Below are 20,149 nucleotides of genomic sequence, written 5' to 3' on the forward strand. Positions count from 1 at the left end.
CGGCGGGCCCCCTCGCAGAGCCCACGGCGCTCGGAAGGAACCGGCGCCACGGACACGGCACCCGGCGCCGACAGGCGGAGCGTCAGTTGCCCTTGGCGGATTCCTTGAGCTTCGAGCCCGCGGAGACCTTCACGCTGAACCCGGCCGGAATGTTGATGGGCTCACCGGTCTGCGGGTTGCGCGCGGTGCGAGCGGCACGGTGCGTGCGCTCGAAGGTCAGGAAGCCGGGGATGGTGACCTTCTCGTCGCCCTTGGCGACGATGTCCCCGACCACCTCGGCGAACGCGGCCAGCACGGCGTCGGCGTCCTTGCGGGTCACCTCGGCACGGTCGGCCAGCGCGGCCACCAGCTCACTGCGGTTCATTTTGTTACTCCCGTGTTCTTCTTGCCGTTGAGGCGTGCCACGCGGCGGAGCCGCATGATGGGCACGGCCAAGCCGATGCTGCCAGGGTCCTCGGACAGTCCCCGGACCCGGGTCCCGTTGTCGGACCCCCGCGCCCAGAGTGGCATCCTGCCCCTACCTGCGGCGGGAAAGCGAATCCGGCACCCGCAGGAGTCGTGAGAACACCCTTGGGAGTCACACGAAAGGCCTGAGCCTGGCCGTCACCCTAGAGGGCGGCACTCGGCCCGCGGTCCCGCGACGCGCCGGTGCGGGGGCCGCCGTGTCGATCATCACAACCCCCGCACGCCGGCCCGCACGGCACGGGGAGGGCTACGAACCCGCGCCCGCCGCCTTCGCCGCGTCCCGCACCGCGCCCGCGACCGCGCCGGCGACCTTGTCGTTGAAGACGCTCGGGACGATGTAGTTCGGGTTCAGCTCGTCCTCGGTGACCACGTCGGCCAGGGCGTGCGCGGCGGCCAGCATCATGTCCGTGTTGACGGTGCGGGACTGGGCGTCCAGCAGGCCGCGGAAGACGCCCGGGAAGACCAGCACGTTGTTGATCTGGTTGGGGAAGTCGGAGCGCCCGGTGGCCACCACGGCCGCCGTCTGACGGGCGACCGCCGGGTCGACCTCGGGGTCCGGATTCGCGAGCGCGAACACGATCGCGCCCTCCGCCATGGCCGCCACATCGTCCCCGTCCAGCACGTTCGGGGCCGAGACGCCGATGAACACGTCGGCACCGCGAACGGCTTCCTTGAGCGTGCCGGTCAGGCCCTCGGGGTTGGTGTTGTCGGCGATCCAGCGCAGCGGGGAGTCGGCGGCGGCGCCCACCAGGTCGTCGCGCCCGCCGTGCACCACACCGTGGATGTCGGCGACGACGGCGTTCTTGACGCCCGCCGCGAGCAGCAGCTTGAGGATGGCCGTGCCGGCCGCTCCGGCGCCGGACATGACGACCCGGATGTTCTCGATCGCCTTGCCGGTGACGCGCAGCGCGTTCTTCAGGGCGGCCAGGACGACGATCGCGGTGCCGTGCTGGTCGTCGTGGAAGACGGGGATGTCGAGGGCCTCGCGCAGCCGGGCCTCGATCTCGAAGCAGCGGGGCGCGGAGATGTCCTCCAGGTTGATGCCGGCGAACCCGGGGGCGATCGCCTTGACGATCTCGACGATCGCGTCGGTGTCCTGGGTGTCCAGGCAGATCGGCCAGGCGTCGATGCCGGCGAACCGCTTGAACAGGGCCGCCTTGCCCTCCATGACCGGCAGCGCGGCCTTGGGGCCGATGTTGCCGAGCCCCAGCACCGCGGAACCGTCCGTCACGACCGCAACGGAGTTGCGCTTGATGGTGAGGCGGCGCGCGTCCTCCGGGTTGGCGGCGATCGCCATGCACACGCGGGCCACGCCCGGTGTGTAGACCATGGACAGGTCGTCACGGTTGCGGATGGGGTGCTTCGACTGCATCTCGATCTTGCCGCCGAGGTGCATCAGGAACGTACGGTCCGAGACCTTGCCCAGCGTGACGCCGTCGATGCCGCGCAGCTGCTGCACGATCTGGTCGGCGTGGGCGGTCGACGTGGCGGCGATCGTCACGTCTATGCGGAGCTTCTCGTGGCCGGACGCGGTGACGTCGAGGCCGGTCACCGAGCCTCCGGAGGACTCCACGGCGGTGGTGAGCTGCGAGACGGCGGTTCCGCTCGCGGGCACCTCCAGCCGAATGGTCATCGAGTAGGAGACGCTGGGCGCCGTTGCCATGGCGGACTTCCTCTGCTTTCACCGTGTCGCGAGTTGTGCCGTCCGATCGTCGCACCTACCCCCGAGTACGTGGTAGCCGCCCCGTATTGCGGACGTTTTGTTCACGAACCGGTGCCCTTTTCGGAAGCTGTCTTTCACCATACGAGAGCGGTCCGGGGTGCCGCCAAGGGCAATGAGAAGAGGCCCACGTCACAGAAGACGTGGGCCTCCGCCCTTGGTTCATGACACCGACCCGCCATGCTCGCCTCGCGGCAAGTGGTCGCTCGTGGCGACTAAGGTTGGGCCCGGGGGCTTGGATCGAGCCGGTGCCACGTCAAGGCTAACAAACGGATCCCGTAAGGCCATTCCCGTCCGGCCGGTTCACAGGAATCAATCCCGCAGCAGATCCGGCACCCCCTCCGCGTCGGGCTCGTCCCGCTCGCCCGACACCACCGTCAGCTGCTGCGTGGCCCTGGTCAGGGCGACGTACAGCACCCGCAGGCCGGCCGGTGACTCGTCGGCGATCTCCGCGGGCGAGACGACCACCGTCGCGTCGTACTCCAGGCCCTTCGCCTCCAGGCTGCCGAGCGCCGCCACGCGGTCGCCGAGCCCGGCGAGCCAGCGGGCCGCCTCCGCCCTGCGGTTCATCGCGACGACCACGCCGACCGTGCCGTCGACCAGCCCGAGCAGCCGCTCGGCCTCCGCGCGCACGGTCGACTCCAGCGAGTCCCGCACGATCGCGAAGCGCGGCTCGACGCCGGTGGAGCGCACCGCCGAGGGGGACTCGGAGCCGGGCATCGCGAGGGCGAGCACCTTGGCGGCGAGGTCGGCGATCTCCGCCGGGTTGCGGTAGTTCACGGTGAGCCGGAAGCGGCGGCGCGGGCGGGAGCCCAGGGCCTCGTCGCGGGCCTCGGCCGCCTCGTCCGGGTCGGACCAGGAGGACTGGGCCGGGTCGCCGACGACCGTCCAGGTGGCGTGCCGGCCGCGGCGGCCGACCATGCGCCACTGCATCGGCGTGAGGTCCTGCGCCTCGTCGACGATGACATGGGCGTACTCGGTGCGCTCCTGCGCCAGCCGCTCGGCCCGCTCGCGCTGCGACTCCTCCCGCACCGGCATCAGCTCCTCCAGACCGGTGAGCTGGTCCAGCGGATCCAGCTCGCGCCGTCTGCGCGGGCGGGCCGGGGAGCCCAGGATCGCCTGGAGCTCGTCGAGCATGGCGATGTCGTGCACGGTGTGGCCGTCGCGGCGCAGCGACCGGGCGACCTTGCGGACCTCGCCCGGGTTGAGGACACGGCGGGCCCAGCGGCCGAGCCGCCGTTCGTCGGCCATCGCCGTGAGCACGGCCCCCGGGGTCAGCTCGGGCCACCAGGCGTCGAGGAACGTGATGAAGGAGTCCTCCGAGGCGATGTCCTCGTCGAACGAGGAGCGCAGCTCGGCGGCCAGCTCCGGGTCGGTGTGCCGGCCGGCGGCGCCGGAGCGCGCCCACAGGGCGTCCAGGAGCAGTCTGCGGGCGCGCGGGCGCAGCAGGTTGACCGGTGCGGTGCCGCCGAGGGCCGTACGGCGGATGCGCTCCAGTTCGGCGGCCTCCAGTTCGAGGCGGCGCCCGAAGGCGACGACCCGCAGCCGGGTGGGCGGGCCGGCGGGCGCGGTGCCGGCCGCCCCGGTGTCGGCCGCCCCGGTGTCGGCCGCCCCGGTGTCGGCCGCCCCGGTGTCGGCCGCCTCGGTGTCGTCGCCGAACGCGAGCTGCCCGGAAGCCGCCCGTCCCGGTGTGCCGGCGGCTGCGCCCGAACCGAGTTCCAGGGCGCCCCGGGCGGCCTTTCGCAGCACCTTGAGCATGCGGTACGAGCCCTTGGCGCGGGCCACCGCCGGGGAGTCGTACAGCGTGGCCCCGGCGCCGTCGACGAGCGAGCCGATCGCCCGGATGGCGACCTGGCCCTCCTCGCCCAGGGAGGGCAGCACGCCCTCGGTGTAGGCCACGAGCAACGGGGTCGGCGAGACGATGAGGATGCCGCCCGAGTACCGCCGCCGGTCCTGGTAGAGCAGGTAGGCGGCGCGGTGCAGGGCCACCGCGGTCTTGCCCGTGCCCGGCCCGCCCTCGACGTACGTCACGGAGGCGGCGGGGGCGCGGATGACCAGGTCCTGCTCGGCCTGGATGGAGGCCACGATGTCCCGCATGGTGTGCGTGCGGGCCTGGCCGAGCGCGGCCATCAGGGCGCCGTCGCCGATGACGGCCAGTTCGGCGCCGTCGAGGAACGCGGTCAGCTCGGGACGCATCAGGTCGTCCTCGACGCCGAGCACCCGGCGCCCCTTGGAGCGGATCACCCGGCGGCGCACGACCCGGCCGGGGTCGACCGGGGTGGACCGGTAGAAGGGCGCGGCGGCGGGCGCGCGCCAGTCGATGACCAGCGGCGCGTAGTCCTCGTCGAGGACGCCGATGCGGCCGATGTGCAGGGTCTCCGCGATGTCGGCGGTGTTGTCCCCGCGGACGGCGCCGTCCGCGGGCTCGACGGCGGTGTAGGCGCCGTCGGGTCCCTTCTTGCCGTCCTTGCCGAGGAGCAGGTCGATACGGCCGAAGAGGAAATCCTCGAACTCGTTGTTGAGCCGGTTGAGGTGGACACCGGCCCGGAAGACCTGCGCGTCCCTCTCGGCCAGTGCGCCGGGCGTGCCGACCTGGCCGCGCCGGGCGGCGTCGTCCATGAGGAACTCGGCCTCGTGGATCTTCTCCTCGAGCCGCCGGTACACCTGGTCCAGGTGTTCCTGTTCGACGCTGATCTCTCGGTCCCGTACGGAATCGTGGACGTGAACCGAGCCGACCGCAGTTTGTTGAGCCTGAGCGGCCACCGGGCCCCCTTCTGACGTGCTGGGCAGCCGTCAACCGTACGCGAAGGGGGCCCGTCGAAGCTACGTCCGGACGCGGGACTAGGCCTTGACGTCGACCAGTTTCTTGCCGTCGAAGGTCATGACCTCGAAGTGGTCGATCTGGTTGGGGGCGAAGGCCGCGCCGCCGTGGACGTACAGCGGGTCCTTGGCCGCCTCCGTCTTGGCGTTCGGGATGCCGTAGCCCCACTCCGGGACGGACCAGGAGGTCACCGTCTCGCGCTCGCCGTTCTTGCCGACGGCGATCAGGGAGCAGCGCTCGGGGCCGGTGACGTTCTTGAGCTGGAGGGCCGTCGCGGTCCCCCACGCCTTCTTCTCCAGGCCGACCGTCGCCGTGACGTGGGTCGACGCGTCGGTGGCGGACCGCTTGTCCGTCATCGCCTCGAAGGCGGACTGCGCGGTGCCCACCGCCGTGTTGGCACGGCCGTCGTCCGAGCCGCCGCTCGCCGCGAGCACCGCGAGCGGTCCGCCGGCGATCAGCGCGGCCGCGGCCGCGAGCATGAAGAAGCTGCGGCGGCGCTTGACCGCGCGGCGCTCGGCCACCTCGTCGACGAGCTTCTCCGCGAGCCGTGGGCTGGGCTTCGCGGAGAGGGACTCCCCGATCGCGGGCGTACCGGCACCGGGCAGGTCCGCGAGCGCGGCCAGCATCGGTTCCATTCCGGCGAGCTCGTCGAGCTGCTGGGCGCACCACTCGCATCCGGCGAGATGGGCTTCGAAGGCGGTCGCCTCGGTATCGTCGAGGATTCCCAGGGCGTAGGCGCCGACAGTCTCGTGTTCATTCGGCCCCTGAGCTCCTTGCATGGAGCCAGAGATACCCGAACCACCCGTTCCGAATCCCCCGTACACACTCATCACGCCGTCACCCCCCGCTCCTCCAGCGCCAGCTTCATCGACCGCAGGGCGTAGAACACCCGAGAACGGACGGTTCCACTGGGAATGCCCAGCGTCTCGGCCGCCTCGTTGACGGTACGCCCCTTGAAGTACGTCTCGACGAGGACCTCCCGGTGGGCCGGGGTCAGGTCGTCGAGCGCATCGGACAGCGTCATCAGCCACAGCGCCTTGTCGATCTCGTCCTCCGCGGGGATGACCTCCAGCGGCGACGGATCGACCTCCTGCGGCCGGGCCTGCCGGCTTCGGTGGCCGTCGATGACGATGCGACGCGCGACCGTCACCAGCCAGGGGCGTACCGATCCGGTCGCTCGATTGAGCTGGCCGGCGTTCTTCCAGGCACGGATGAGCGTCTCCTGCACGACGTCCTCTGCTCGCTGCCGATCACCGGCGACCAGTCGAAGGACATACGCGAGGAGGGGTCCGGCGTGCTCACGGTACAGAGCACGCATCAGCTCCTCATCGGGCTCCGAGGGCTGGGACATGCGATGTCGGGCCCTCGATCCACGTTCATTGGCCACGACGGAATCCTTGCGCACGCCCACCTCCGATGTCCGGGGGTTCCCCCAGTCGGTCGCTCGCCCACCCGTACGGACACCGGGCACACCTTGTTCAAACCCGAGTGACAGTTTTCTCGTGGGTGCCATGACGAGAGAGGACATGGGCGCACATTCCCACCGCGTGATCTTTACATTTCCGACACATTGACGGACCGCCGGAGCTGCCCTACCGATGATCCTTACAAACCCGGTGTTGCGGAAATCACTCGCCGAGGAGGGGAGAGACCGCCGGGGACGGAGCGGGGCACAGGGGGCGCGGGGGGAGGAGGTGGGCAGCGGGGGGGGACGGGGCCCCGAGGCGACGGTGCGCTGCGCGCGGCAGACGAGACGAGGGGCTGGGGGCGCGTCGACGCAGGGGCGAGGGGCAGCGGGCTGCGGGCTGCGGACGAGGGCGGCCTCAAGTCGGGCCGGGCGCGGGGCCGGGACGGGGCGGGGCGAGCCGGGTGGGTGCCGGCCGGGGCGGGACCGGCCGGGGACAGCCGGGCCGGCCAGGGGCTGGCCGGGATCAGACCGGGATCAGACCGGGGCGAGACTGCCCAGGAGCAGCCAGGCCGAGGACGGCCAGGGCGGCCACGCCGGGCAGGCGGCCAGAGCCGACCAGAGCCGACCACTCCGAACAGACCGGGGATCAGACCGGGACCGGACCGCCCAGGAGCAGCCAAGCCGAGAGCGGCCAGGACGGCCACGCCGGGCAGGCGGCCAGAGCCGACCACTCCGGACAGGCCGGGGTCAGACCGGGACGGGACCGCCCAGGAGCAGCCAAGCCGAGAGCGGCCAGGGCCGCCACGCCGGGCAGGCGGCCAGAGCCGACCACTCCGGACAGGCCGGGGTCAGACCAGGACGGGACCGCCCAGGAGCAGCCAAGCCAGTCAAGTCGGAGGCGGACCGGGGCAGCCAGGCCAGTCAAGCCGGGAGCTGGCCGGGGCGGACTGGCTGGGGTCGCCGGGGCAGGGGGCGGGAGTGGGGTCAGGCTCGGGTGAGGGCTGTGCGGCGGCGGTGGCGGGCCACTCGTTCGCGGTTGCCGCAGACCTCGCTGGAGCACCAGCGCCTGCGGCGGCCCCGGGAGGTGTCCAGGTAGACGATCGGGCAGTTGTCGCCCTCGCACTCCCGGACGGCCGCGCGCGCCACGGGGTCGGTCAGCAGCTCCACCGCGTCCCTGGCCACCACCGCGAGCAGCTCCGCGCAGGCGGGTGCGGCGACCAACTCCCGTACGAGCGTGCCGTCCTTCGCCCGTACGGCACGGGGGGCGGGCGGCGCGGCACGGGCGACCTCGTTGACGCGGGCGAGCGCCAGGTCGTACGGCCGTCCGTCCCCCGTGAGACCCGACCGCACCAACCGGCCGATCTGCGCCCGCAGTTCACGGAACCCGACGAGCCATCCGGCGTCGGCGTGGGCCAGCGGGGTGCCCGGTGGGACGAGCCCCGAGCCGACGATCCAGGCGCACAACGGCGGTACGGAGTGCAGCCGTTCGCCGGGATGGGTGGTGGAGAGCAGATCCAGGCAGACCCGCCCGGCGTCGAACCGCATCTCGTAGGGGACCGTGGCCGTACCCAGTGCCATGCCTGTCACCGCCTAGACAGGGGAACCCTTCCCTCTCCCACAGTGCCCGCACGGCGCCCCGCCCGGAACCCCACGCACCGGATTCGGACATGCCCGGTGTTCGAGCCCGGGGCCGGAGGCCGCTGCCCGGTGTCACAGGACAGGGGCGGAAGGCTGCTCGGCGCGCCAGGTCGCCGCGGGGCCCGGGTCGGCGGCACCGGACCCGAACCCAGACCCGGACCAACCGCAGCGGCACCGGGCGCCGTCGAGCCACGGCGGCTCCGGGCCGGCAAGCCACGGCGGCACCAGGCCCGGCGAGCCACACCGGCACCAGGTGCCGTTGGACCGGCACCGGACCCGGACCCGGACCAACCGCAGCGGCACCGGGCGCCGTCGGACCACGGCGGACCAGGCCCGGCGAGCCACACCGGCACCAGGTGCCGTTGGACCGGCACGGGACCCGAACCCGAACCAACCACAGCGCCACCGAGCGCCGTCGAGCCACGGCGGCTCCGGGCTCGGCGAGCCACGGCGGCTCCGGGCCAGGCGGGCCGCACCGGCACCAGGCCCGGCGAGCCACAGTGGCACCAGGCTCGGCGGGCCGCGCCGGCACCAGGTGCCGTTGGAATCAGCGGCGCCCGGGGCTCGTGCTCACGCGTCCGCGTACTTCGTGTCCGCCGCCGGGTCCAGGGCCAGGCGGTAGCCCCGCTTGACCACGGTCTGGATCAGCTTCGGCGTCCCGAGTGCCGTACGCAGCCGGGCCATCGCCGTCTCCACGGCGTGCTCGTCCCGCCCCGCCCCCGGCAGCGCCCGCAGCAGGTCGGCCCGCGCCACCACCCACCCCGGCCGCCGCGACAACACCCGCAGCAGCGACATCCCCGCCGGCGGCACGGGCCTGAGGTCCCCGTCCACGAGCACCGCGTGCCCCCGGATCTCCACCCGGTGCCCGGCGATCGGCAACGCCCGTGCCCGGCCCGGCAGTTCCCGGCACAGCAACTGGACCAGCGGCCCGAGCCTGAACCGTTCGGGCTGCACGGTGTCCACCCCGCGCGCCTGCAACGGCAGCGCGGTGACCGGCCCGACGCACGCGGGCAGCACGTCGTGGTTGAGCGCGGCCAGCAACTCCCCCAGCAGCCCCCGCACCTCGGCCCGCGACAGCAGCGACGCCGCGGCCGGCGCGCTCGTGAACGTCAGCGCGTCGAGACCGCGCGAGACGGCCGCGTCGAGCAGCCGGTCCACCGGCGCGATGTCCTCCGGCGGCATCCACCGGTACACCGGCACCGGAACCACCTCCGCGCCCCCCGCCCGCAGCGCCTCCACGAACCCGGGCAGCGGCTCCCCGTGCAGCTGCACAGCCACCCGGCGCCCCTCGACCCCCTCCTCCAGGAGCCGGTCCAGCACCTCGGCCATGGACTCGCTCGACGGCGACCACTCCTCGGTCAGCCCCGCCGCGCGCACCGCCCCCTTCACCTTGGGCCCGCGCGCGAGGAGTTCGACACCGCGCAGCCGCCCGAGCAGTTCCTCGCCGATCCCCCAGCCGTCGGCCGCCTCGACCCACCCCCGGAAGCCGATCGCGGTCGTGGCGACGACCACGTCCGGCGCCCGGTCGACGATCTCCTTGGTGGCGGCGAGGAGTTCGCCGTCGTCCGCCAGCGGCACGATCCGCAGGGCGGGCGCGTGCAGGACGGACGCCCCGCGCCGCTGGAGCAGTGCCCCGAGTTCGTCGGCGCGGCGCGCGGCCGTCACGCCCACGGTGAATCCCGCGAGGGGCCCGTGTTCCGGTCGCTGCTGTTCCTCGTCCATGGCTCTCGTCCCGCACTCGAGTCGTCGTACCGCGTTGTCACGTACCCCGTACGCAGGGCGCAGGTCCGCTCGGCACCGTATGCCGGCCGAGCCTGTCAACGGCGCGTGACAGGCTCGGTTCGGCGTGATGTCGTCGGTGTTACGTCACACCTCGGCATAGCTGAGCTGCGCCTTTTCCTCCTCGGCGGCCGGTGCCCCGGCCGCCGAGGCGGGCCGGCGAAGGTATACGGCCCAGGTGAGCACGAAGCAGGCGGCGTAGAAGGCGAGGAAGGCGACGAAGGCGCCGGTGCCGGAGCCGTAGGAGAGGAAGGACTGCCGGAAGGCGAGGTTGATGCCGACACCGCCGAGCGCGCCGACCGCCCCGATGAGCCCCATGGAGGCGCCGGACAGCCGCCTCCCGTAACGCGCGGCCTCCTCGCCGCCGAGCCCCAGCGCCGCGGCCTTCGCCTGGAAGATGCCCGGGATCATCTTGTACGTCGACCCGTTGCCGAGCCCGCTGAGCACGAACAGCACGACGAAGACGACCACGAACAGCGGCAGCGACTTCCGCATGCCGGCGAAGACGAGGACGGCGGTGGCCGCGGCCATGCCGACGTAGTTGTACAGCGTGATCCGCGCGCCGCCGTACCGGTCGGCCAGCCAGCCGCCGACGGGCCGGATCAGCGAGCCGAGCAGCGGGCCGATGAAGGTGAGGTAGGCCGCCTGGAGCGGCGTACGGCCGAACTGGCCGGTCAGCACCTGCCCGAAGGCGAAGCTGTAGCCGATGAACGAGCCGAAGGTGCCGACGTAAAGGAACGACATGATCCAGGTGTGGGCGTCCTTCGCGGCGTCCCGGGCCGCGCCGGTGTCGTTCTTCACGGCGGCGAGGTTGTCCATGAAGAGGGCGGCGAGGACGGCGGCGACGACGATCAGCGGGATGTAGACCGCGAGCAGCAGCCGTGGTCCGCCGCCCGCGCCGATGATCGCGAGGGCGACGAGCTGGATGACGGGCACGCCGATGTTGCCGCCGCCGGCGTTGAGCCCGAGGGCCCACCCCTTCTTCCTGAGCGGGAAGAAGGCGTTGATGTTGGTCATCGAGGAGGCGAAGTTGCCACCGCCGATCCCGGCGAGCAGCCCCACCAGCAGGAACGTGCCGAAGGACGTCCCCGGCTCCATGACGACCAGGGCGGCGACCGTGGGCACGAGCAGCAGCCCGGCGGAGATGATCGTCCAGTTCCGCCCGCCGAAGACGGCGACGGCGAAGGTGTACGGCACCCGGACCACGGCCCCCACGAGCGTGACCACCGAGGTCAGCAGGAACTTGTCGGCGGGGGTCAGCCCGTACTCGGGCCCCATGAACAGGACGAGCACGGACCACAGCGTCCACACCGAGAACCCGATGTGCTCGGAGAACACGGAGAGCAGCAGGTTCCGCCTGGCGACCCGCTCGCCTCCCGCCCGCCAGAAGGCGTCGTCCTCCGGATCCCACCGCTCGATCCAACGACCACGACGACGCTCGGGAACCGACCCTGCCATAACGCCTCCACGCTGCTCCGGGCTCGCACGATGAGGGGTGACGAGACCCGAAGGTAGGGAGAGCGCGTTTCCGCCCTGTACCCGAGCGTGACCGCGAGGGAACGTTGCTCTCACGCCGCGTGGCCGGCGGATGAGAGGCGCCCGCGCCGTCAGGACCTGCGCCGGCCTCCCCCTCGCCGCGCTCCGTTGGGCCACAGGCGCGGGCGGCGCTTGGCGGCCAGGTCCTCGATCCAGCCGAAGGCCAGGATCGCCAGGGCTATCAGCGGCCACACCAGGAAGAACATCCACAGGGTGTACGTGGTGTCGAGGGTCGCCGACGCGCGGCTGCTCTCCATGAACGGGAGGCGGTACGCCAGGTCGATGATCGGGACCGTGGCCATGATGAGCAGGTTGTGCCACAGGTAGATGGTCACCGCGCGGTTGTTGGACAGGGTCACCAGCTTGTCCCAGCGGGCCAGCCGGCCCGGGAGTTCCTTCCAGGACGGCGAGTACTGCAGCAGGATGACCACGAACCCGAACGACCAGGTCGCCTGGGCCAGCGGGATGTCGTTCAGGTCCCAGCCGTCCTCGCCCAGGTGGCCCGACGCCCACCACAGCCCGAACGCCATCACCAGTGCCGAGCACGACACCGACACGTAGCGCGGGACCTCCTTGAGCTTCCCCTCATGGTGCGCGAAGCCCAGCACCCAGCAGCCGGCGTACATCGCGAAGTCGGTGACGGCGTTGCCGGTCTCGCCGGGGATCGTCACCAGCCCGGTGCCCACGATCGCCGTCAGGCCCAGCGGGGCGAGCAGCGTCGGCCACGGCGCCCGGCGGAACGCCCACAGCAGCAGCGGGGACGCCACCACGAACCACAGGTACGCCCGCAGGTACCACAGCGGGCCCACCGCCTGGTCCGCCCACGAGGACTCCAGCAGGCCGGAGTCGGAGCCGACCTGCCAGGGATAGGGCGGGGCGCCGATGGGGAGGACGTAGTCGATCAGCTTGACGAGGCCCCAGGTGCCGCCGTTGTCCGGGTCCTTGACCGGGTTCCAGCCGTTCACGAAGAGCATCGTCAGCGCCACCGCGCTGAACGCCCACAGCGGCGGCAGGAGGCGGCGCACCCGGCTCTTGATGACGCCCCACGCGGGGCGGCTGAGCGAGCGCGCCATCAGGGAGCCCGCGAGCGCGAACATCACGCCCATGGACGGGAACAGCACCGACAGCCAGGCCCAGCCGAAGAGGTGGTAGACCACCACGCGGACCAGGGCTATCGAGCGGAGGAGGTCGAGGTAGCGGTCGCGTCCCGAGGGCGCGCGGGAGGCCGGTGCGGCATCGGCCGGGGCCCCGTCCGGTGCGGGCGCGTGACCCTCGGGTGCCTGCGGTGCCGGCGGCACCGGCGCGTACGGCGCGTGGTCCGTCGCCGTCGGGGAGGCGGTCTGCTGCTGCGGGATGCCGTACGGCGTCGTGAGGTCCGGCGTCGGTTCGGCACCGGGCCACGGTCCCCCCGCGCCCGTCCCTGTCGTGTATCCGTGGGTCATGCCACGGGCCTCCGATCACTGCTGCTGCGCGTCCGCTGGCGCGGCACCGGGCCGCCCGGGGCCTCGACGACACCCGTGCGGCGCAGCTTCTGCCAGCGCAGGCGGCCGCCGGTGAGCGCCGTGATCCAGGACTGGAGCAGCACGACGTACATGAGTTGGCGGTAGAGGATCTGCTGGAGGGGCAGCGAGATGAGGTGGGTCATGCGTTCGCGGTCGAGGCGGAAGGCGTACGCCGCGCACACGGCCTGGATCGCGAGGACGCCCAGCCAGGCCACGATGGTCTTCTGCGTCGGGCCGAACACCACGCCGTACAGCAGGAACACGTCGATCAGCGGGGCCAGCAGCGGGGCGACCACCATGAACAGGGACACCAGGGGCAGGCCGACGCGGCCGAAACGGCCCGAAGGGCCCCGTTCCACGACCGCCTTGCGGTGCTTCCAGATGGCCTGCATGGTGCCGTACGACCACCGGTAGCGCTGGGACCACAGCTGCTGCACCGACTCGGGCGCCTCGGTCCAGGCGCGCGCGTTCTCGGCGTAGACCACACGCCAGCCGTCGCGGTGCAGGGCCATGGTGATGTCGGTGTCCTCGGCGAGCGTGTCGTCGCTCATGCCGCCGACCCGTTCGAGGGCCGAGCGGCGGAACGCGCCGACCGCGCCGGGGATCGTCGGCATGCAGCGCAGCACGTCGTACATCCGGCGGTCGAGGTTGAAGCCCATCACGTACTCGATGTGCTGCCACGCGCCGATGAGCGAATCGCGGTTGCCCACCTTGGCGTTGCCGGCCACGGCGCCCACGCGCGGGTCGCCGAAGGGCTGCACCAGCTCGCGCACGGTGGACGGTTCGAAGACGGTGTCGCCGTCCATCATCACGACCAGGTCGTGACTGGCGTTCGCGAGGCCCCGGTTGAGCGCGGCGGGCTTGCCCGCGTTCAGCTGCCGGACGACACGGACGTTCGGCAGGTTCATCGCCTCGACGATCCGCGCGGTGCCGTCCGTCGAGCCGTCGTCGACGACGATCACCTCGATGGGGTGTTCACCGGCCATCAGCGAACGCACCGTGTTCTCGATGCACTTGGCCTCGTTGTACGCCGGCACGAGCACCGACACCGGTTCGGTGACCGGCGGCCCCCAGCTGAATCCCTTGCGGCGCACCCGGCGTGCGTGGAAGCCGGACAGCAGCAGCATCAGGACGAAGCGGGAGATGACAAGTGCGCCGATCACGGCCAACCCGACCACCAGCACACCGGTGATCCCGTCGGCGGCCCCGACCAGGAAGATCCACGCCTTGCCCTTCCACAGGTCGACGCCGGTGACCGGGGTGAGCGCGCTGGGGGCGCCGAGGGCCTCGGTGAGGTTCTGGAACCGGTAGCCCTCGGACTGGAGCCGGGGCAGGAACTCGTCCAGGGCCTGCACGGTCTGGTGGCGGTCGCCGCCGGAGTCGTGCATCAGGACGATCGCGCCCTTGCCGCCGTGCGGAGTGGCCCGACGGATGATCTCGCGGACGCCGGGCTTCTTCCAGTCCTCGCTGTCCGTGTTGTTGACGACGGTGATGTAGCCGCGGGTGCCGATGTACTCGGTCACCGGCCAGGACTTGTCGTCCATGGCGTCGGCGAAGGAGGAGTACGGCGGCCGGAACAGCGAGGTACGCACGCCGGCCGCGCCGGTGATGGCGAGCTGGTTCTGGGACAGCTCCCAGTCGATGCGGCTCTTGGACTGGTAGGAGAGGTCGGGGTGGTTGAAGGTGTGCAGGCCGACCTCGTGGCCCTCGTCCACCATCCGCTTGACCAGCTCCGGGTAGCGGGAGGCCATGGTGCCGGTGACGAAGAAGACCGCGTGCGCGTGGTGCTTCTTCAGCACGTCGAGGACCTTCGGGGTCCAGGTCGGGTCGGGGCCGTCGTCGAAGGTGAGGACGAGCCGGTGGTCGGGGACGCCCATGCTCGTCGTACGGCCGCTGCGGGTGTCGATGACCGGGCCGCCGTCGAGGATCTTCTCCGGCACCTTGTCGGTGGCGGCCTCGGGCTGGATGCGGTGGTCGGCGAGGATCTCGCTGTGGACGTAGCCGCGCAGCATCAGCATCGCGATCAGCGCAACGAGGACGAGCAGCGGCAGCAGCAGGCGCATGGGCAGGCGGCGGCGCCGGAAGCCGTCGGGGGCTCCGGTCGCGGCCCCTTGACGGCGGGTGCGGGTTGCCATCAGAGGGTGTGCTCCGGGAACAGGTCGGACGAGGACGACGCCGCGGCGCCCGGCTCCTCGGCGATGGGTGTCTTGAGTGAGGGGCCGTGGGCCACCGAGTCGGTGTCCGCGCCGGTGCCCGTGCCGCCACCGACGGGGCTGCCGGACGGGTCGGGCGGCGGGACGGTGTCCACGGGCGTGCTCGGCTCGTTCGAGACCGGCGCTGACGGGTCGGTGACGGGGGGCTTGGGCTTGCCGGACGTGGTGCCGGAACCGCCGGTGCCGGGCGTGGACTCGGTCACCGAGGGCTTCGGGTCGGCGGAGGTGCCGGGGCTGCCGTCGGCGGTGCCGGTGCCGGGCACGCCGCCGCCGGTGACGGGCGCCTGCGTCGTGCCGCCGCCCGTCGTCGGGGTGGCGCCGGGCGAGGCGCTGCCGCTCGACGAGGGCGGCGCCGACTCGGTGGGCAGCGGCGGGCTGTCGACCCGGCCGGCGGGCTTGTCGCCGTCCTGGCCCGGTACGGGGAGCCAGGGGGCGTCGGAGCTGCCGGACAGGAGCGTGGCGACGATGACGACGGCGTAGACGGCGCAGGCGAGGGCGATGACCATGCCGAGCCGGCGGAAGCGGCGGCTGCGGCGGCCGGAGGCGTCGACGAACACCGGCCCGTCGGAGCCGTCGTGGCCGCCGGACGGTGCCCCCTCGACGGGGCGCAGCCCGGTGTCGCCCAGCTGAACGGCGTCGAGCTGGACGGTCACCTCGTGGGGGTCGTGCGTCGCGTCCTGACCGGCGTCACCCGCGAGGGAGCCACCCCAGGGATCACGCAACACACCGGTCGCCGCGGCCGGGCTCCCGGGCACGGCGCCGGTCGGGGCGGTGACACTCCCCCACCCGACGACGGTCGGCAGGTCGACGCCGGCGGCCCTCTTCGCACCGACGGGCGCCTTCCCGCCGGCGGTGCCGGTCGGCGCCGTGGTGCCGGCGGCCGTCTTTCCGGCCGCGGCCCCCATCGGCGCGGTGGTGTCGGTCGGCGCGTCGGCGCCTCCCCACCCGGCGACGCCGGTGGCCGTCTTCCGGTCGGCGGTTCCGGCCGACGCGGTGGCGTCCGTGGCTTCCCTCGGCCCGGCGGTGCCGGTGTCGAGGTCGGGCACGTCGGTGGTGCCGAGCACGGCGGTCGGCTCGGCGGCCGATGCCTCCGCTCCGGTGAGGAGCCCGGTCCGGGCGGGACCCGTGCGCGGGAGCACGGCGGTCTCGTCGGGCCCGTCCGACGCGGCGGCGGCACCGGCGTCCGCGTCCGGCGTCCTGCCGAACGTCACGGGCCCATCCCCGGGACGCTCGTCCCGGGGGAACGCCGATCGGCTCCCGAACCACCCTTCGCCGTCCGCCGCCCCGGAACGGTCACCGGAACCGAACCCGGCAGCGGCGTCGGCGCCGTCGGCCGTGTCGGTCGTCTCCGGGCCACCCGTACCGCCTCGGCCACCGAACACATCCGGCCGCATCCCGCTTCGGGGCAGGGGCCGGGTGCCGTCACCCTCGGGAACGGGTATGTCCCGGGTCGCGGACCTGGCTTCGGGCCATTCCGGTTGGGCGTCTTCTCGCCACTTCTTCACGTGCGCACATCCCCCCACGGGACAGATCTGGGTGCGCTTACGACTCCGAGCACCCGTCGATCGAACCAGGCCCCCACCCGGCCCGAGCGCCCCCTTTACCACACCGTGCTCAGGCCAAGAATGTAGCGCACGCGGAGGTTCGGTGTTCGCCCCGTCTCAGATGTGGACGCTCATCACATCGTCGTCGCTGGCCGGAATCCACCCCCCGGCCGGTCTGTGCAGCCAGTTTTCGGCCATCGAGATCTCGTCCACCGCCCGGCGCAGCGCGTCAAGGCCGGGATGGACCAGCCCCTTTCGCCACACGAGCGACACCGGTGAGAGGGGTACGGGGTCGACCAGGGGGCGCACCACGGTCCGGGGCATGGCCGGAAAGTCCACCACCGCGAGGATCGGGTTCCGCGTCTTCGCCATGATCCGCTCGAACTCCTCGTCCCCGACCGCCAGCGGAAGGGGTGGTGCCACCCGTATGCCCCGCCCCTCGAAGAGGTGATGCGCGAGCGCGGTCCACTCGGGCGTGCGCGGGTTGCCCGCTCCGGCGTACACCGCCTCCCCGGCGAGCGCCCCGAGCGGCACCTCGGCCCGTCCGGCGAGCGGATGGTCGTCGGGCAGGACGACGGCCATGCGCTCGTAGCGCACGGGCTGCTGGGCGAGGCCACCGCGCAGCGCCGGGTCCAGTCCGGCGAACCGGCCGAAGGAGGCGTCCAGACGGCCGGCGAGCAGTTCGGCCGCCGCCCCTGTGAGCCCGCTCTCGAAGCGGGCCATCAGCTCGCAGTCGGGGGCGAGTTCACGGGCCCGGTGCAGCACGCGCCGGCCGGTCACCAGGCCCGGCGAGTTGAGGTCGACCAGCAGGGGCCGCGCCTGCCCGAACGCGGCCAGCAGCTCGTCCTGGGCGGCGAGGACCCGGCGGGCGTACGGCAGCAGCCGCTCGCCGTCGGCGGTCAGGGCCACCTGCCGGGTGGTCCGTACGAACAACTCGGCGCCCAGCTCCCGCTCCAGCCGCCGTACGTCCCGGCTGAGGGCCTGCTGGGCGACGTACAGCCGGGCCGCGGCGCGGGTGAAGTGCAGTTCCTCGGCGACGGTGACGAACGCGCGGAGCAGGCGGGGGTCGACGGGGGCGGGCACCCGGTGAACCTACGCGGACGGCCCGCCGGTCCACAACGGCCCCCCACAAACAACGGGATCGCGTGAAAGGGCGCGGACAAAGTGTTGGACCCCTTGATCCACTCCGGGCGACGGTGGGTCCATGACAACAACGCCCGCTACCGACACGACAACCTCCACCGACGCGCGGCCCGTGACCGGAAACCCGTACCGCGGTCTCTTCGCCCGCCCCGGCACCCGGGCCTTCACGGCGGGCAATCTGCTCGCCCGGCTGCCCATGGGGATGTTCGGCGTGAGCGCGGTCGTGATGATCGCCGGATCCCGGGGCTCGTACGCGCTCGCCGGTGCCGTCACGGCGACCGGGCTCGCGGCGACGGCGGTCGTCGGGCCCTGGCTGGCGCGGCTCGTCGACCGGCGCGGGCAGGCCCGGATCGCCGTGCCGGCCACGGCCGTCGCGGTGCTGGGAAGCCTCGCGCTGCTGCTGTGCGTGCGGCTCGGCGCCCCGGACTGGACGCTGTTCGCCGCGTACGCCGCGACCGCCACCACCCCCAACATCGGCGGTCTCTCCCGGGCCCGCTGGGCCCACCTCCTGCGGGACGACCCCGGCGCGCTGCACACCGCGAACGCCTTCGAACAGGCCGCGGACGAGCTGTGCTTCATGCTCGGCCCGGTCCTGGCGTCCTTCCTGACCGGCGTGTTCTTCCCGGAGGCCGGCACGCTCGTCGGCGCGGCGCTGCTGCTGGCCGGCATGCTGCTGTTCACCGCCCAGCGCGCGACCGAACCGCCGCCGGGCACGGTCGTCCGGTCCGGTTCGCCGTTCCGCGCGCCGGGCTTCCCGCCGCTGCTGGTGTGCTTCGTCGCCCTGGGCACGGTGTTCGGGTCGATGGAGGTCGTCACGATCGCCTACGCGGACGGGCAGAGGCACCGCGCCGCCGCGGGGGGCGTGCTCGCGCTCCAGGCGGCGGGGTCGGGCGCGGCGGGCCTGCTGTACGGGGCGCGGAAGGCGCCGGACGCCGTGCCCCGGCTCGCGCGCCATCTGCTGGCCATGACGGTGACGATGTCCCTGCCCCTGCTCGCCGCGGTGCTCACCGGGTCCCTGTGGGCACTGGCGGCCGCCCTGCTCGTCGCGGGCACGGCCACCGCGCCGACCATGGTGACCGCGATGACGCTGGTCCAGCGGCGCACTCCCGAGGGCCGGCTGAACGAGGGCATGAGCCTGGTCGTCACCGGTCTGCTGACGGGCGTGGCCTGCGGCTCGGCACTCGGCGGCTGGACGGTCGAGCACGTCCCCCCGCAGTCCGCCTTCATCATCCCGCCCTGCGCCGCGGCCCTGGCCCTGGCGGCGTGTCTGGTGCCCAAGGGCACCGCGACCCCCGACGACAACGGCCCCGCCGCAGAAGCGACAGGGCCGTGACCGACATGGGGCGAACCCCCGGAGGGGCGTGGTGGAGATGGCGGGAATCGAACCCGCGTCCAACGGTGCGGAATCAGGGCTTCTCCGTGTGCAGTTCGCTGCGCTTTTCTCGGCCCCGGAGATCACGCGAACAAGTCTCCGACGGGCTCAGTCACTGTGTGGTTTCCCTCTTCACCCCGTGACCGGGATCAAGGTTTAGTTCCCTAGCTGATGCCAGGATCCGGGTCGGGAACATCCCCGGGCTGACACTTCGCAAGTCGCTACTTAGGCAGCGAGGGCGAAGGAATCGCGCTTGGTGTTGGCGATTATTGGTTTCGGCCTGTGGTTTACGAGATCATGGCCGCTTCCTCGACACGCTTCCCCTGCTTCGACAGCCGCTGTCGAAACCGATCATCCCCATGTTGATTTTTCAATGCGCACACCTGGCGTCCGCCCGGTGTTGTCCCCATCGTACGTGACCAACACGGCCGGGTGCCAGCACATTCCCGGCGCCCGGCACCGCGTCCCGCCCGGCGCCGCGGACCGCGCGATCGCCGCGGTCAGCCGCGCTGCTTGCGGCGGACCGCCGCGATCGCGCGGTCCGTCTCCCGCCGGTCCTGCTTCTCACGCAGGGTCTGGCGCTTGTCGTACTCCTTCTTGCCCCTCGCCAGCGCGATCTCGACCTTGGCCCGGCCGTCCTTGAAGTACAGGGCGAGGGGCACGATCGTGTGACCCGTCTCCTGCGCCTTGGACTCCAGCTTCTCGATCTCCGCGCGGTGCAGCAGCAGCTTCCGCTTGCGGCGGGCGGTGTGATTGGTCCAGGTGCCCTGGCTGTACTCGGGCACGTGCACGTTGTGCAGCCACGCCTCGTCCGCGTCGAGCTGCACGAACCCGTCGACCAGCGAGGCCCGGCCCTGGCGCAGCGACTTCACCTCGGTACCGGTGAGGACCAGACCGGCCTCGTAGGTGTCGAGGATGTGGTAGTCGTGCCGCGCCTTCTTGTTCTGCGCGATCAGCTTGCGCCCTTTTTCCTTAGCCATAGTGCCGACCATTTTCGCACCAACCAGG

General features: G+C 72.4%; 14 protein-coding genes and 1 other RNA gene. 1 reads left to right on the forward strand and 14 read right to left on the reverse strand.

The features are described from left to right. Positions 1 to 82: 82 nt before the first annotated feature. The 12 genes from AB0F77_RS26815 to AB0F77_RS26870 all read right to left on the reverse strand — a co-directional run bounded on the left by AB0F77_RS26815 (position 83) and on the right by AB0F77_RS26870 (position 17,709). Positions 83 to 364, reverse strand: a complete 282-nt coding sequence (locus AB0F77_RS26815) for an HU family DNA-binding protein (protein ID WP_361953770.1) — start codon at positions 362 to 364, stop codon at positions 83 to 85. Between the two features lie 348 nt (positions 365 to 712). Then, complete coding sequence (locus AB0F77_RS26820) at positions 713 to 2,128, reverse strand: NAD-dependent malic enzyme (protein ID WP_361953773.1); 1,416 nt, start codon at positions 2,126 to 2,128, stop codon at positions 713 to 715. Positions 2,129 to 2,497: 369 nt separating this feature from the next. Then, positions 2,498 to 4,948: a UvrD-helicase domain-containing protein gene (locus tag AB0F77_RS26825; protein ID WP_361953776.1), complete on the reverse strand. Its 2,451-nt coding sequence runs from the start codon at positions 4,946 to 4,948 to the stop codon at positions 2,498 to 2,500. A 78-nt stretch (positions 4,949 to 5,026) separates the two neighbouring features. Next, entirely contained in the window at positions 5,027 to 5,785 is a 759-nt protein-coding gene (locus AB0F77_RS26830; RefSeq protein ID WP_361953779.1) for a zf-HC2 domain-containing protein, read from the reverse strand. A gap of 50 nt (positions 5,786 to 5,835) precedes the next feature. Further along, a complete protein-coding gene (locus AB0F77_RS26835) occupies positions 5,836 to 6,357 on the reverse strand; it encodes a sigma-70 family RNA polymerase sigma factor (protein ID WP_010039908.1) in 522 nt (173 codons plus the stop codon). A 1,041-nt stretch (positions 6,358 to 7,398) separates the two neighbouring features. After that, the gene (locus AB0F77_RS26840; RefSeq protein WP_361953782.1) at positions 7,399 to 7,992 is read right to left on the reverse strand and encodes a CGNR zinc finger domain-containing protein; all 594 of its coding nucleotides are present in this window, start codon (positions 7,990 to 7,992) and stop codon (positions 7,399 to 7,401) included. Between the two features lie 630 nt (positions 7,993 to 8,622). Beyond that, positions 8,623 to 9,774, reverse strand: a complete 1,152-nt coding sequence (locus AB0F77_RS26845) for a uroporphyrinogen-III synthase (protein ID WP_361953786.1) — start codon at positions 9,772 to 9,774, stop codon at positions 8,623 to 8,625. Between the two features lie 144 nt (positions 9,775 to 9,918). Further along, a complete protein-coding gene (locus tag AB0F77_RS26850) occupies positions 9,919 to 11,289 on the reverse strand; it encodes a nitrate/nitrite transporter (protein ID WP_361953789.1) in 1,371 nt (456 codons plus the stop codon). 149 nt (positions 11,290 to 11,438) lie between these two features. After that, positions 11,439 to 12,809 carry an acyltransferase gene (locus AB0F77_RS26855; RefSeq protein WP_361953792.1) on the reverse strand — a complete coding sequence of 457 codons (1,371 nt, stop codon included), beginning with the start codon at positions 12,807 to 12,809 and terminating at the stop codon, positions 11,439 to 11,441. After that, positions 12,806 to 15,004: a glycosyltransferase gene (locus tag AB0F77_RS26860; RefSeq protein ID WP_361953795.1), complete on the reverse strand. Its 2,199-nt coding sequence runs from the start codon at positions 15,002 to 15,004 to the stop codon at positions 12,806 to 12,808. The genes AB0F77_RS26855 and AB0F77_RS26860 overlap by 4 nt, the downstream gene beginning before the upstream one ends. Beyond that, entirely contained in the window at positions 15,004 to 16,293 is a 1,290-nt protein-coding gene (locus tag AB0F77_RS26865; RefSeq protein ID WP_361953798.1) for a hypothetical protein, read from the reverse strand. The genes AB0F77_RS26860 and AB0F77_RS26865 overlap by 1 nt, the downstream gene beginning before the upstream one ends. Before the next feature lie 450 nt (positions 16,294 to 16,743). Continuing rightward, complete coding sequence (locus tag AB0F77_RS26870) at positions 16,744 to 17,709, reverse strand: LysR family transcriptional regulator (protein ID WP_361953801.1); 966 nt, start codon at positions 17,707 to 17,709, stop codon at positions 16,744 to 16,746. 172 nt (positions 17,710 to 17,881) lie between these two features. Between AB0F77_RS26870 and AB0F77_RS26875 the strand changes: the two genes are divergently transcribed. Continuing rightward, positions 17,882 to 19,102, forward strand: a complete 1,221-nt coding sequence (locus AB0F77_RS26875) for an MFS transporter (protein ID WP_361953804.1) — start codon at positions 17,882 to 17,884, stop codon at positions 19,100 to 19,102. 29 nt (positions 19,103 to 19,131) lie between these two features. Here AB0F77_RS26875 and ssrA read toward each other — a convergent pair. After that, positions 19,132 to 19,500: a transfer-messenger RNA gene (gene ssrA, locus AB0F77_RS26880) on the reverse strand. Positions 19,501 to 19,641: 141 nt separating this feature from the next. Beyond that, the gene (smpB, locus tag AB0F77_RS26885; RefSeq protein WP_361953807.1) at positions 19,642 to 20,121 is read right to left on the reverse strand and encodes an SsrA-binding protein SmpB; all 480 of its coding nucleotides are present in this window, start codon (positions 20,119 to 20,121) and stop codon (positions 19,642 to 19,644) included. Between the last annotated feature and the right edge of the window lie 28 nt (positions 20,122 to 20,149).

The organism is Streptomyces sp. NPDC026672 (assembly GCF_040638185.1).
Classification (GTDB): Bacteria; Actinomycetota; Actinomycetes; order Streptomycetales; family Streptomycetaceae; genus Streptomyces.